The 13,552-nt window shown below is 70.8% G+C and carries 13 protein-coding genes; 7 read left to right on the forward strand and 6 right to left on the reverse strand.

The genetic code is table 11. The features are described 5' to 3' along the window. Positions 1-3: 3 nt before the first annotated feature. The gene (locus A5711_RS14850; protein ID WP_067947708.1) at positions 4-1,500 is read right to left on the reverse strand and encodes a DEAD/DEAH box helicase; all 1,497 of its coding nucleotides are present in this window, start codon (positions 1,498-1,500) and stop codon (positions 4-6) included. Between the two features lie 253 nt (positions 1,501-1,753). Here A5711_RS14850 and A5711_RS14855 point away from each other — a divergent pair, with 253 nt between their 5' ends. After that, entirely contained in the window at positions 1,754-2,473 is a 720-nt protein-coding gene (locus A5711_RS14855; protein ID WP_067947711.1) for a ferritin-like fold-containing protein, read from the forward strand. 3 nt (positions 2,474-2,476) lie between these two features. Here the strand turns inward: A5711_RS14855 and A5711_RS14860 are convergent, their stop codons facing one another. Then, entirely contained in the window at positions 2,477-3,190 is a 714-nt protein-coding gene (locus A5711_RS14860) for an MmpS family transport accessory protein (RefSeq protein ID WP_067947713.1), read from the reverse strand. Positions 3,191-3,396: 206 nt separating this feature from the next. On the opposite strand from A5711_RS14860, the gene A5711_RS14865 reads away from it, so the two are divergent. Next, complete coding sequence (locus A5711_RS14865; protein ID WP_067947733.1) at positions 3,397-3,666, forward strand: DUF3107 domain-containing protein; 270 nt, start codon at positions 3,397-3,399, stop codon at positions 3,664-3,666. Here A5711_RS14865 and A5711_RS14870 read toward each other — a convergent pair. Next, positions 3,653-4,339 (reverse strand): TetR/AcrR family transcriptional regulator, encoded by a 687-nt coding sequence (locus tag A5711_RS14870; RefSeq protein ID WP_066956131.1) that lies wholly within the window; start codon positions 4,337-4,339, stop codon positions 3,653-3,655. The genes A5711_RS14865 and A5711_RS14870 overlap by 14 nt on opposite strands. A gap of 199 nt (positions 4,340-4,538) precedes the next feature. On the opposite strand from A5711_RS14870, the gene A5711_RS14875 reads away from it, so the two are divergent. The 3 genes from A5711_RS14875 (at position 4,539) to A5711_RS14885 (ending at position 7,747) form a co-directional block, all read left to right on the forward strand. Next, complete coding sequence (locus A5711_RS14875; RefSeq protein WP_197501117.1) at positions 4,539-5,567, forward strand: DUF3152 domain-containing protein; 1,029 nt, start codon at positions 4,539-4,541, stop codon at positions 5,565-5,567. Between the two features lie 92 nt (positions 5,568-5,659). Beyond that, a complete protein-coding gene (gene moeZ / locus A5711_RS14880; RefSeq protein ID WP_067947717.1) occupies positions 5,660-6,856 on the forward strand; it encodes an adenylyltransferase/sulfurtransferase MoeZ in 1,197 nt (398 codons plus the stop codon). A 36-nt stretch (positions 6,857-6,892) separates the two neighbouring features. Further along, entirely contained in the window at positions 6,893-7,747 is an 855-nt protein-coding gene (locus A5711_RS14885) for a TIGR02569 family protein (protein WP_067947718.1), read from the forward strand. On the opposite strand, the gene A5711_RS14890 is transcribed toward A5711_RS14885, so the two are convergent. Genes A5711_RS14890 through A5711_RS14900 form a run of 3 tightly spaced genes read right to left on the reverse strand, consistent with a single transcriptional unit; the run spans position 7,744 to position 9,082 of the window. Next, on the reverse strand, positions 7,744-8,046 hold the full coding sequence (locus A5711_RS14890; protein ID WP_067947719.1) for an MGMT family protein: 303 nt from the start codon (positions 8,044-8,046) through the stop codon (positions 7,744-7,746). The two genes, A5711_RS14885 and A5711_RS14890, sit on opposite strands and share 4 nt — an antisense overlap. Before the next feature lie 2 nt (positions 8,047-8,048). Then, positions 8,049-8,834 carry an alpha/beta fold hydrolase gene (locus A5711_RS14895; protein WP_067947720.1) on the reverse strand — a complete coding sequence of 262 codons (786 nt, stop codon included), beginning with the start codon at positions 8,832-8,834 and terminating at the stop codon, positions 8,049-8,051. Between the two features lie 47 nt (positions 8,835-8,881). Next, positions 8,882-9,082: a hypothetical protein gene (locus A5711_RS14900; protein ID WP_067947735.1), complete on the reverse strand. Its 201-nt coding sequence runs from the start codon at positions 9,080-9,082 to the stop codon at positions 8,882-8,884. A 108-nt stretch (positions 9,083-9,190) separates the two neighbouring features. On the opposite strand from A5711_RS14900, the gene A5711_RS14905 reads away from it, so the two are divergent. Next, complete coding sequence (locus A5711_RS14905) at positions 9,191-12,328, forward strand: ATP-dependent DNA helicase (RefSeq protein WP_067947721.1); 3,138 nt, start codon at positions 9,191-9,193, stop codon at positions 12,326-12,328. Further along, a partial coding sequence (locus tag A5711_RS14910; protein WP_197520802.1) for an ATP-dependent helicase occupies positions 12,295-13,552 on the forward strand: 1,258 nt, incomplete at its 3' end. The genes A5711_RS14905 and A5711_RS14910, both read left to right, overlap by 34 nt.

A 13,552-nucleotide genomic window follows, 5' to 3' on the forward strand; every position in this document is an offset into this window, starting at 1 on the left:
GACTCAGCTGGCGTTGGCGCCGGCTTCGGCGGGCTTGCGGCGCCGACGGCGGCGGCGGCTGGTCCCGCCGTTACCGGAAGCTTCCGCGGCGGCTTCGCCGCTGGGGACGCCGGCCGCGGCATTCCCGCCCGGGTGTGCGGTGGTGGGCTGGCCGCCGCGGGTGCGCCGCCGCGGCGCGCCGGAGCGGGCACGCCCGGACCGGTCGGCCTTCTGGCCGTCGCGCTCGCTGGTGCGGCGCTGGCCCTGCGGCTTCTTCGGCGAGCCGATGGCGCCGCCCGCGCCGGCCGGGATGCCCATCTCTTCGTAGAGGTGCGGCGAGTTCGAGTAGGTCTCGGCGGGCTCGGGGGTCTCCAGGCCCAGCGCCTTGTCGATCATCGACCACCGGGGCAGCTCGTCCCAGTCCACCAGGGTGACGGCGATACCCGTCTTGCCGGCGCGGCCGGTGCGGCCGATGCGGTGCACGTAGGCCTGCTCGTCCTCGGGGATCTGGTAGTTGATGACGTGGGTGATGTCGTCGATGTCGATGCCGCGGGCGGCCACGTCCGTGGCGACCAGGACGTCGATGTCGCCGCTGCGGAAGGCTTTGAGCGCCTTCTCGCGGGCGATCTGCCCGAGGTCGCCGTGCACGGCGCCGACCTTGAAGCCGCGCTCGGCCAGCTCGTCGGCGACCTTCTGGGCGGTGCGCTTGGTGCGGGTGAAGATCATCGTCGCGCCGCGGCCCTCGGCCTGCAGAATTCGGCTGACCATTTCGACCTTGTCCAGCGCGTGGGCCCGGTAGACGAACTGCTCGGTGGTGTCGTGCGTGGCGGCCGAGTGCGGCGCCTCCGCCCGGATGTGGGTGGGCTGGTTCATGAAGGTGCGGGCCAGCGTGATGATCGGGCCCGGCATGGTCGCCGAGAACAGCATGGATTGCCGGTCCTCGGGGATCTGGCGCAGGATGCGCTCGATGTCGGGCAGAAAGCCCAGGTCGAGCATCTCGTCGGCCTCGTCGAGGACCAGCATGGACAGCCCGCCCAGCTGCAGGTGGCCCTGCTGGGCCAGGTCGAGCAGCCGGCCGGGGGTGCCGACCACGACGTCGGCGCCGGCCTGCAGCGCCTCGAGCTGCGGCTCGTAGGCCCGCCCGCCGTAGATCGAGACGACGGACAGCCGGCGACCCTCGTCGGCGGTGAGGTACTTGGCCGCGGCGGCCAGGTCCTCGGTGACCTGCAGGCACAGTTCACGGGTCGGCACCACGACCAGGGCCCGTGGTGTGCCGTTGAGCTCCCGCACGCCGACTCCGGACGTGATGCGGTTCAGCAGCGGGACGCCAAAGGCGAGGGTCTTGCCCATGCCGGTGCGGGCCTGGCCGATCACGTCGTCGCCGGCGAGCGCCAGCGGCATGGTCAGTTCTTGGATGGCGAAGGGGCGTTCGATGCCCTTTTCGGCGAGGGCGCGGACGATTTCGTCGCGGACGCCGAGGTTGGCAAAGGTCATTTCAGTTGTGCTGGTGAGTTCGCTCATGCGTGGTTAGTAAGCCTTTCGGTGACGTATCGGGTTGTGTCGGTGTTTCTCTGTCGCGGTCACGCGCGCACGAGTTCCGACTCCGAATACGTCGCCGAGTCGCGGGCCCCTGCTCAATCTGGGCGGGCCAGCTGTGCACGCACATTTCGCAGATAGCGGCTTGGCAAAGAAATACAGCCGCTATCTACGTACATGATAGCTGGTCGACAACTGGCTCCCATTTAGCGCCAGGTCCGCCGACTACAGTGTTGCCATGACCCGGCCCTCTTCCCAGCCCGCAGCAGCCGAAGTGGAAGCCGACCAGGTGGACGATTCGCCCGCCCCGCGTCTGTCGGCCGACCACCCGGGCGTCAACGAGTTGTTCGCGGTCTTGGCGTACGGCGAGATCGCCGCGTTCTATCGGCTCACCGACGAGGCGCGGATGGCCCCCGACCTGCGCGGACGGATTTCCATGGCCAGCATGGCCGCCGCCGAGATGCAGCACTATGAGCTCCTGCGCGACGCCCTGGAGAGCCGGGGCGTCGACGTTGTGAAGGCCATGTCGAAGTACGTCTCGGCGCTGGAGAATTACCACCGGCTGACGATGCCCAGCACGTGGCTGGAGGCTCTGGTGAAGACCTATGTCGGCGACGCGCTGGCCGCCGACCTGTACCTGGAGATCGCCGACGGGTTACCCGACGAGATTGCCGACGTGGTGCGGGCGGCGCTGTCCGAGACGGGGCATTCGCAGTTCGTCGTCGCAGAGGTGCGCGCCGCCGTGACCTCCAGCGGCAAGCAGCGCAGCCGGCTGGCGCTGTGGTCGCGCCGCCTGTTCGGCGAGGCGATCACGCAGGCTCAGTACCTGCTGGCCGATCACGACGAGCTGGTCGACCTGGTGATGTCGGGAACCGGGGGCCTCGGCCAGCTCAACGCGTTCTTCGACCGGTTGCAGCACACCCACGACCGGCGGATGCACGAACTGGGTCTGAGCTGACGTTCAGCGGGTGCAGGTCGCCAGGCTCGAGTTGGTGGTCGACGCGGCCACCAGTTGACCGGCGGCGTTGACGATCGAGCAGTCGAGCCGGCCGTAGAAGCTGGTCGCGACGACCGATGGGTTCTGGACGCTCGGACTCAAGATCACCGCCTTGGTCCACGGCAGCGACACGTTGAACTCGGTCTGGGAGTAGCCGCTCCCGTCGGTGTAGACGATGTTCACCAGGTCCAGCAGCTGCTTGCTGCCGGTCACGCTGTAGACGACGGTGCGCGGGTTCAGCGCGGCAGGCGGGGGCGTCAGCGTCAGGGGCGGAGCGGCGGTGGGCGTTCCCGTTGGCGCCGGGCTCGGGGCGGCGCTGGGCGTGGTCACGGTGGTGACCGTTTCGGGCGGCAGCGTCGTGCGTGAGGGGCTGGGCTGGGCGCTGGGCGGGGTGGAGCTTCTGGTCGTCGCCGGCGCGGACGTCACCGGTTGGGGGGCGGGTGCCACGGTGGCCTTGGTTGAGGCGCTGTCGCCGCTGTTGATGATGACGGCGGTCGCGATCGCGCCGATGGCGACCACGGCGCCGAGGATCGCCGTGACCGGACGCCAGCGAAGCTCGGCCGGCCAGCCGGTCCAGGTGTAGTCGCCCTCGGGGTAGGCGTCGGCCCCGTAGAGCTCGTCGGTCTGGTCTTCGGGGTAATCCCGGACCTCGTCGAGATCGGCCAGTGTGGTACCCATGGGGCCGAAGGTAGCCATGTGAAAACACGAACCGGGTCGAGGACCCGGGTCTAGGCTCAGTCGCAAGCTAATCGTTATCTGCTCGCGACCGATGTTTCGCTGAGCGCGAACCGCGCTTCGGGGGCTGTCGCCGCAGCGGGCTCGCCGCGTCCACTAGCCTGCAGCTGACAGGTCTGTCGACTTCAATACCTACGGAAGGGGTGACCGTGGAGGTCAAGATCGGTATTACGGACAGTCCGCGCGAGCTGGTCCTCTCCAGTGCGCAGACGCCGGCCGAAGTCGAAGAGCTGGTCAGCGCCGCGCTGAGTGAGGGACCGGGCCTGTTGAGGCTCAACGACGAGCGGGGACGTCGCTTCCTCGTGCACACCAGCAAGATCGCCTACGTCGAGATCGGCCCCGCCGACGCGCGCCGGGTCGGCTTCGGCATCGGCGCCGAGGTCGGAAAGCCCACCGGCAAGGGCGCTAAAGGCGAGTAAGCGGCACGTGTGACAGCCCGCCCCAGGCGAACGCGACGGTGCCCTCGACGGCGTCCGCCTTGGAGATCGGGCGGTCGGAGTCGAGCCAGTAGCGCGCGCAGTCGACGCTGATGCCCACCAGTCCCACCGCGATCATCCGGGCGCGGTGCGGGTCGAGCCCCGAGTCCTCGCTGATCAAGGCGAACACCGCGTCGATGCACGATTCGGTGGCGACGCGCACCTGCGCGGCCACCTCGGGTTCCGTGACGTAGTCGTTCTCGAAGATCAGCCGGTAACCCTGGCTGTCGTGCTCGATGAAGTCGAAGAACGCCTGCACCGCCGCATGCAGCCGCCGGCGGTTGTCGGTGGTGGTGTTCAGCGCCTGCTGCACCCCCGAGACGAGGTTTTCGACGTGCCGGGCGAGCACGGCCAGGTAGAGCTCGAGTTTGCTCGAAAAGTGTTGATACAGAACCGGTTTGCTGACGCCGGCCCGGTCGGCGATCTCGTCCATGCCGGCCGCGTGGTAGCCGCGATCGACGAAGACGTCGCTGGCGACGATGAGCAGCTGACCGCGACGCTCATCCCGGGGCAACCGGTTGCCGCGCCGGCTCGAAGCCGCGATACCGTCCCCGGGCCGACTGCGGTCGGTCGATTTGACGGCACGCCGCGCCCCGGCCTTGGCGAGTTCGCTCATCGAGTCCTCATCTGATGTGTCGGCAACCGGCCGCCGGCACCACTGGCCGGCCGCGCTCGGCTCGTTGCGACAGACATTACTACCCACCCTGTCCCGGTGACCGTCGTCGCCGCCGTCGTGGCTGGCAGAAAGTGGTGTCGGGCGCAGCATTCGGGCGCGCCAAGGACGGCCCCGCTGCCGACTGTGTAATCCTGGGGCAATGACGTCCCAGCGGCCTACGCGCGGCACCGGTCGCGTCCCGGTGCTGCGGGACGAGTGGCGGGAACCGCTACGGGCGCTGCGTGACCCGATCGCACGCGACGGCGGACGGACCCGGGCCGACCGGGAGCGACCGCGCCAGTGGCGCAAACAGACGTGGCTGGGACGGTTCGTATCCACCTACGGCTGGCGCGCTTACGCGCTGCCCGTTCTGGTCGTGCTCACCGCGGTGGTCGTCTACCAGACGGTGACCGGCACCAGCGCGATGAAGCCGACGGCGAATCAGCCCATCCAGAGTCCGCAGGCGATGGAGGCCGTGGGCACCTCGATCATCGACGCGCCACCCCGCGGGCTCGCCGCGTTCGACGCCAACCTGCCGGCCGGGACGCTGCCGGACGGCGGCCCGTTCACCGAGGCGGGCGACAAGACCTGGCACGTGGTGCCCGGCACGACGACGCAGATCGGTCAGGGCACCGTGCGGGTGTTTCGCTACTCGGTCGAGGTGGAGGACGGCATCGACCCCACGATGATCGGTGGCGACGAGGCGTTCGCGCAGATGGTCGACCAGACGCTGGCCAATCCCAAAGGCTGGACGCACAATCCGCAGTTCGCTTTCGTCAGGGTGGACGGCGCGACTAAACCCGACTTCCGGATCTCCCTGGTGTCGCCGGTGACGGTCCGCGAGGGCTGTGGCTACGAATTCCGGCTCGAGACCTCCTGCTACAACCCCTCATTCGGCAAGGACCGGCAGTCGCGGGTCTTCATCAACGAGGCGCGCTGGGTGCGTGGGGCGGTCCCGTTCGAGGGGGACATCGGCTCCTATCGCCAATACGTGATCAACCACGAGGTCGGCCACGCCATCGGCTACGTCCGCCACGAGCCGTGTGAGCAACAGGGCGCTCTGGCGCCGGTGATGATGCAGCAGACGTTCTCCACGTCGAACAACGACGCCGCCCAGTTCGACCCGGACTTCGTCAAGGCCGACGGGAAGACCTGCCGCTTCAACCCCTGGCCGTTCCCGATCGCCTAGCCGCTCGGCACGTTGAATTCATTGCCGTCCACTTCGGCGGCTGCTGGGATGATGGTGGTGGACAACCGCGACGCGAGACCGAGGAGGAGCGGGTGCCGACACCGCAGACAGCACTGCCGCCTCTCGTCGAGCCGGCAGACCAGCTGACCCGCGATGAGGTGGCCCGTTACAGCCGGCACCTGATCATCCCCGACCTGGGAGTGGACGGGCAGAAGCGGCTCAAGAACGCGAAGGTGCTGGTGATCGGCGCGGGCGGGCTCGGCGCGCCGGCGCTGCTGTACCTGGCCGCTGCCGGCGTCGGCACGATCGGCATCGTCGACTTCGACGTCGTCGACGACTCCAACCTGCAGCGCCAGATCATCCACGGCGTGGCCGACGTCGGGCGCTCCAAGGCGCAGTCGGCGAGCGAGTCGATCGCCGCGATCAACCCGTTGGTCCGGGTGCGCCTGCACGAGTTCCGGCTGGACTCGAGCAACGCCGTCGACCTGTTCTCGCAGTACGACCTGATCCTGGACGGCACCGACAACTTCGCCACCCGGTATCTGGTCAACGACGCCGCCGTGCTGGCCGGCAAGCCGTACGTGTGGGGATCGATCTACCGATTCGAGGGCCAGGTCTCGGTCTTCTGGGAGGACGCGCCGGGCGGGCGGGGCCTCAACTACCGCGACCTCTACCCGGAGCCGCCGCCACCCGGCACGGTGCCGTCGTGCGCCGAAGGCGGCGTGCTGGGCATCGTCTGCGCCTCCATCGCGTCGGTGATGGGCACCGAGGCGATCAAACTCATCACCGGGATCGGCGAATCGCTGCTGGGCCGGTTGATGATCTACGACGCCCTGGAGATGTCCTACCGCACCATCACGATCCGCCGGGACCCCGACGACGCCTTCCGCCCGAAGATCACCGAGCTGATCGACTACGAGCAGTATTGCGGTGCGGCCCCCGACGACGCCGGTGCAGTTGTCACCGGCTCCGCGATCACCCCGAGGGAATTGCGCGAATTACTGGATTCGGGAAAGAAACTGGCGTTGATCGACGTTCGTGAGCCCGTCGAGTGGGAGATAAACCACATCGATGGGGCCCAGCTGATCCCGCAGTCGTCGATCAACTCTGGTGAGGGTCTGGCAAAGCTGCCGCAGGACCGTATGCCGGTGCTGTACTGCAAGACGGGGGTGCGCTCGGCCGAGGCGCTGGTGGCGGTGCGAAAGGCCGGATTCCCCGACGCGGTGCACCTGGAGGGCGGCATCGTGGCGTGGGCGCAGCAGATGCAACCCGACATGGTGATGTACTGACCCGATAGGGCACGTGACCTCGTCTAGGCTACCCGTGTGACTGTCGAACCACCGCCGGAGCATGTGCTGGCGGCGTTTGGTTTGACCGGCGTCAAGCCCGTCTATCTGGGCGCTAGCTGGGAAGGCGGCTGGCGCTGCGGTGAGGTCGTCCTGTCGCTGGTGGCCGACCACGCCCGGGCGGCCTGGTCGGCCCGCGTGCGGGAGACCCTGTTCGTCGACGGTGTTCGGCTGGCCCGCCCGGTCCGCTCGACGGACGGGCGTTACGTGGTTTCCGGATGGCGGGCGGATACCTTCGTCGCCGGCACACCCGAACCGCGGCACGACGAAGTCGTCTCGGCGGCGGTGCGCCTGCACGAGGCGACCGGCAAACTGGAACGCCCCCGATTTCTCACCCAGGGCCCCACCGCGCCGTGGGGCGACGTGGACATCTTCATCGCCGCCGACCGTGCCGCCTGGGAGGAGCGGCCGCTGGCCTCCGTGCCCCCGGGCGCCCGCACCGCGCCGCCGACGGCCGACGCGGAGCGGTCGGTGGAGCTGATCAACCAGCTGGCCACCCTGCGCCGTCCGACCAAGAGCCCGAACCAGCTGGTGCACGGAGACCTTTACGGGACAGTGCTTTTCATCGGCACCGCCGCCCCGGGAATCACCGACATCACCCCGTACTGGCGGCCCGCGTCGTGGGCGGCGGGCGTCGTCGTCGTCGACGCCCTGTCCTGGGGCGAGGCCGACGACGGACTCATCGAACGTTGGAACGCGCTGCCGGAGTGGCCGCAGATGTTGTTGCGCGCCTTGATGTTTCGCCTGGCGGTCCATGCGTTGCATCCGCGATCCACCGCCGAGGCATTCCCCGGGCTGGCCCGCACCGCGGCGCTGGTGCGGCTGGTGCTCTAGCGCGCGAAGTCGTAACGCACCTCGCGCAACGCGATCCGGCCATCGGTGGCCAGGACCCCTTCGGCCCGCAGCAGCTCGAGCTGCCGGGTGCTCAGATGAGGCGCCGGGCGACCCGATGCGGTGATCACCCGGTGCCACGGCAGGTCCGAGGAGTCGGTCCGCATGATCCAGCCGACGATGCGCGGGCTGGAAAGCCCTGCGACGCCGGCGATGTCGCCGTAGGTGGCGACCCTGCCCGGTGGAATCGCCGCGACCAGCGCGCGCACCCGCTCGACCTGCTCATCGGTGACCGCCGCCACGATCAGCGGGCTTCCAGCAGCTCGCGCGTCAGCGCCGCCACCTCCGCGGGCGCGGCGTAGGGCACCATGTGGTTGCAATCGAAATCCAGCAGCCGGAAATCCGATCCCAACCGGTCCTGCAGCCCGGCGATGAGGTGGTCGCCGACGTACGGCGGCGAGGTGCGCTTGGCCCGCACCAGGACCGTCGGCGTCCCGGCCGGCGGGAACACGATGTCGCGGGCCAACTCGCTCCAGTACGACATCATCGCCGGCAGGCTCACCCGCCAGCCGTACCGGCCGCCCGGCAGCTCGATCAGATGCTCGTCGATCTCGGCGTCGAGCAGCGCGGGGTCGACGTCCGACCAGGAGCCGTGCAGCTTTTCCAGGCGCGCTTCCTCGGCGTCGGGGTAGTCGGGCGAGGCCAGCATCGCGTCGGCGATCTGCCGCATCCACGCGCCGTCCAATCCGACCGCCGGGTCCAGCAGCAGCAGCGCCGCCACCCGGTCCGGCCGCATCGCGGCCAGCTGCATGGCGAGTGCGCCGCCGAAGGAGTGCCCCACCACCAGCACCGGCGCCTCGGCGTCGTCGTCGAGCAGCGCGGCCATCGCCGCAACGTTGGCGTCGATGGTCCACGGCGCCGCCCATGACGACCGGCCGTGACCGATCAGATCCGGTGCGGCGAAGGTGATTTCGGGTAGGAGGCCGGCCAGCTGCTGCCACCGCTGCCCGTGGCCGGTCAAGCCGTGCAGCGCCAGCACTTGCACCGGCCCCGGCGGGCCGTAGCGGTGCACATGGAGATCCGCGGTCACCCGTCGATCGTGCCAGTCACCGCCACGGCCATCCGCGCGCGGGCGGGTCAGCGTTCGTCCCACTCGTCCTCGGTGGGGACGACGTAGGCCTGCTCGATCACGTCGGCCTCGTTGGCCTCGCGGTCGGCAGCGGTCAGATACTCGGTGTCCAAGCCGACTTCGTCGTCGAAGTCGACGGGCTGCAATTGTTCCGCGGCGTCACCTTCGGGCGCTTCGTCGCTGGGAAAACCGGGTTCGACGTTCGTCACGATCACCTACCTCCTCACCGTTCGTCGGGCTGCGTGCGGTCTCCAGCCTAGGGGTCGGCGGCGACGCGGGCCGGGCGGCTTGTCAGACCCTGGTGATTGCATGCAGCCATGTCGTACACCTGGGACACCGAGGCGCGGGCTCTGCTGGCGCCCGGCGTGCGCGGGCCGGTCCGAGTGTTGGGCGGGCCCGGCACCGGTAAGAGCAGCCTGCTGGTCGACGCCGCGGTCGCCCAGATCGACGCGGGTCTCAACCCGGAATCGGTTCTGCTGCTTACCGGTTCCGGCCGGCTGGGCATGACGGCGCGCAGCACCTTGACGACGGCGTTGTTGCGGGCGCGCTCGACCGGGCCCTGCCGGGCCGCAGTCCGCGAACCGTTGGTGCGCACCGTGCACGGTTACGCCTACGCGGTGTTGCGGCGGGCCGCCGAGCGTGCCGGTGACGCGCCCCCGCGGCTGGTCACCAGCGCCGAACAGGACGCGATCATCCGGGAGCTGCTGGCCGGCGACCTCGAGGACGGGCCGCGCGCGGCGACGGCGTGGCCCACCCACCTGAAATCCGCGCTGGCCACCGCGGGCTTCGCCACCGAGCTGCGAAACATGCTGGCGCGCTGCGCAGAACGTGGTGTTGATCCGCAGGAACTCGAGCGCCTGGGCCGCCGGTGCCGGCGCCCGGAATGGACGGCCGCCGGCCAGTTCGCCCGGCAGTACGAGCAGGTGATGCTGCTGCGGGCGGCGGTCGGGACGGCTGCGCCACAGGCGACAACGCCCGCGCTGGGCGCCGCGGAACTGGTGGGCGCCGCCCTGGAGGCCTTCGCGGTCGATCCCGAGCTGCTGGCCGCCGAGCGGGGCCGGGTGCGGCTCTTGTTGGTCGATGACGCTCAGCAGCTCGACCCGCAGGCGGCCCACCTGGTCCGGGTGCTCGCGGCGGGCGCCGAGCTGGCCGTGATCGCCGGCGATCCCAATCAGGCGGTGTTCGGTTTCCGGGGCGGCGAATCCGCCGGCCTGCTCCACGGGGATTCGCCTGCGGTGACGTTGACGGTCTCGCATCGCTGCGCCCCGGCGGTGGCGCGCGCCGTCAGCGGCATCGCGCATCGACTGCCCGGCGGCAGCGACGGCAAGCGGATCGAGGGTAGCGGGCCCGACGAGGGCTCGGTCGCGGTGCGCCTGGCGGCGTCGGCGCACGCGGAGGCGGCGATGATCGCCGACGCGCTCCGGCGTGCACACCTGGTCGACGGGGTGCCGTGGTCGCAGATGGCGGTCGTCGTCCGATCGGTGCCACGGGCCGGCGCGTTGTTGCCCCGCGCGCTGGCCGCCGCCGGGGTGCCGGTGGCCGCGCCCGCGACCAGCGGACCGCTGTCCGGCGAGCCCGCGGGCCGGGCGCTGCTCACCGTCCTGGCCGCCACCGCCGACGGGCTCGACGGCGAACGGGCCCTGGCGTTGCTGACCGGTCCCATCGGTCGGGTCGACCCGGTTTCGCTGCGCCAGCTGCGCCGAACGCTGCAGCGCGCCAACCCCGGTCGCGCGCCGGGCGATGTCGCGGACCTGCTGGCCGAGGCGCTGTCCGCTGACCCGCCGCCATCGGGCCCGCAGTTCCGCCCGGTGCAGCGGGTGCGTGCGGTGCTGGACGCGGCGGCGCGCTGCCATCGTGCGGGACAAGACCCGCGCTACACGCTGTGGGCCGCCTGGAACCGGTCCGGCCTGCAGCGTCGCTGGCTGTCGGCCGCCGAGCGCGGCGGCACCGCCGGCGCCCAGGCCACCCGGGACCTGGAGGCGGTGACCGCGCTGTTCGACATCACCGATCAGTACGTGTCCCGCACGTCGGGTGCGTCGCTGCGCGGCCTTGTCGAGCACATCGCCGCGCTGCACCTGCCGAGCGTGAACCGGGAGCCGGTGTCACCCGTGGAGCAGGTGCGGGTGCTCAGCGCGCACGCCGCGCTGGGACACGAATGGGACCTGGTGGTCATCGCCGGGCTGCAAGAGGGATTGTGGCCCAACACGGTTCCGCGCGGCGGTGTGCTGGGCACCCAGCGGTTGCTGGACGTGCTCGACGGCGTCACCGAGGACGCGTCGGTGCGGGCGCCGCTGCTGGCCGAGGAACGCCGGCTGCTGGTGGCGGCGATGGGCCGGGCCCGCCGCCGGTTGCTGGTCACCGCCGTAGACGGCGACTCGGACCGCGGGGACAACGAGGCCGCGCTGCCGTCGTCGTTCTGCTACGAGCTCGCCCCGTGGACCGATGTTGACGGCGATCCCGCTGCCGCGCAACCCATCTCAGCGCCCCGGGTGCTATCCGCTGCCGCGCTGGTCGGCCGGCTGCGCGGCGTCGCGTGCGCGCCCGACGGCACGATCGACGACGCCGCCCGCGCTTGTGCCGCAACGCAATTGGCGCGCCTCGCCCGCGCCGGCGTCCCGGGCGCCGACCCGGCCGGCTGGCACGGCCTGATCCCCGTCAGCACCAGCGAACCCCTGCATGGCGACGACGATGCCGTCACCTTGACCCCGTCGACCCTGCAGATGCTCAACGACTGCCCGCTGCGCTGGCTGGCCGAACGGCACGGCGGCACCAACCCGCGCGACCTGCGTTCCACCATCGGCTCGGTGCTGCACGCCCTGGTCGCCGAACCGCAGCGGAGCGAATCGGAATTGCTGGCCGAGCTGGACCGGGCCTGGCGCCATCTGCCCTTCGAGGCCGAGTGGCATTCGGCCAACGAACTGGCCCGCCACCGCGCGATGATTGAGGCCTTCGTCGAGTGGCGGAAGCAGACCCGGGGCGTGCTGACCGAGGTGGGCGTCGAGGTCGAGATCGACGGCATCCTGGCAACATCCGACGACGGCGATGGCGGCGACGTCCGGCTGTGCGGCCGGGTCGACCGGCTGGAGCGCGATGCAGCCGGCCGGCTGGTGATCGTGGACATCAAGACCGGCAAAACGCCGGTCAGCAAGGACGACGCCCAACAGCACGCCCAGCTGGCGATGTATCAGCTGGCCGTGGCCGAGGGCATGGTGGCCGCGGGTTCGGAGCCCGGTGGGGCGCGGCTGGTCTACCTGGGCAAGCCCGGGGCGTCGGGCGCCACCGAGCGCGAGCAGGATCCGCTGACACCGGCCGCCCGCGACGAGTGGCGCCGGCTGGTTCGGCGCGCCGCCGGGGTGACCGCCGGGCCGCGGTTCATCGCCCGGCGCAACGACGGCTGCTCGCACTGTCCGCTGCGGCCTTCATGTCCGGCCCACGCCGACGGGGCGGCGCAGTGAACCCGCGCTACAGTCCGGCCGAATTGGCCGGTGCGCTCGGGCTTTTCCCGCCCACCGAGGAGCAGTCCGCCGTGATCGCGGCACCGCCCGGGCCGCTGGTCGTCATCGCCGGTGCCGGCGCGGGCAAAACCGAGACCATGGCCGCGCGGGTGGTGTGGCTCGTCGCCAACGGCTACGCCGAACCCGGCCAGGTGCTCGGATTGACGTTCACCCGCAAGGCCGCCGGCCAGCTGTTGCGCCGGGTCCGGTCCCGGCTGGCCCGGCTGGCCGGCGTCGGCTTGGGTCCCGACGGCGCGGCCCCCGCGGAGCCGGCGGGCGCGCCGACGGTCAGCACCTACCACGCGTTCGCCGGTTCGTTGATCCGCGACTACGGTCTGCTGCTGCCCATCGAGCCCGACACCCGGCTGCTCGGCGAGACCGAGCTGTGGCAGCTGGCGTTCGACGTGGTCAGCGGGTACCGGGGCGAGCTGCGCACCGACAAGACCCCCGCCGCGGTCACGTCAATGGTGCTGCGGTTGTGGGGTCAGCTAGCCGAACACCTGGTGGACACCCGCCAGCTCGGCGATACCCACGTGGAGCTGGAGCGGCTGATCCACGCGCTGCCGCCGGGCCCCTATCAGCGCGACCGCGGCCCCAGCCAGTGGTTGCTGCGGCTGCTGGACACCCAGACCCAGCGGGCCGAGCTGGTGCCGCTGCTCGACGCGCTGAACGAGCGCATGCGTGCCGCGAAGACGATGGACTTCGGCGTGCAGATGGCCTGCGCGGCGCGGCTGGCGGCGAACTTCCCGCAGGTCGGTGCCGACCTGCGCGGCCGCTACCGGGTGGTGCTGCTCGACGAATACCAGGACACCGGCCACGCCCAGCGGGTCGCCCTGTCGGCTCTGTTCGGCGGTGGCGTCGACGACGGATTGGCCCTGACCGCCGTCGGCGATCCGATCCAGTCGATCTACGGCTGGCGCGGCGCCTCGGCGACCAATCTCCCGCGCTTCACCACCGACTTCCCCCTCTCCGACGGCGCCCCGGCGCCGGTCCTGGAGCTGCGGACCAGCTGGCGCAACCCGCCGCGGACCCTGCAACTGGCCAACGCGATCTCGGCGGAGGCGCGCCGCCGGTCGGTCGCGGTACACGCGCTGCGGCCGCGCCCGGACGCCCCGCCCGGAACCGTCCGCTGCGCGTTGCTTCCCGATGTGCACGCCGAGCGCGAGTGGATCGCCGACGAGCTCG

This window comes from Mycobacterium sp. E2238 (genome assembly GCF_001672665.1).
In the GTDB taxonomy this organism is placed as follows: Bacteria; Actinomycetota; Actinomycetes; order Mycobacteriales; family Mycobacteriaceae; genus Mycobacterium.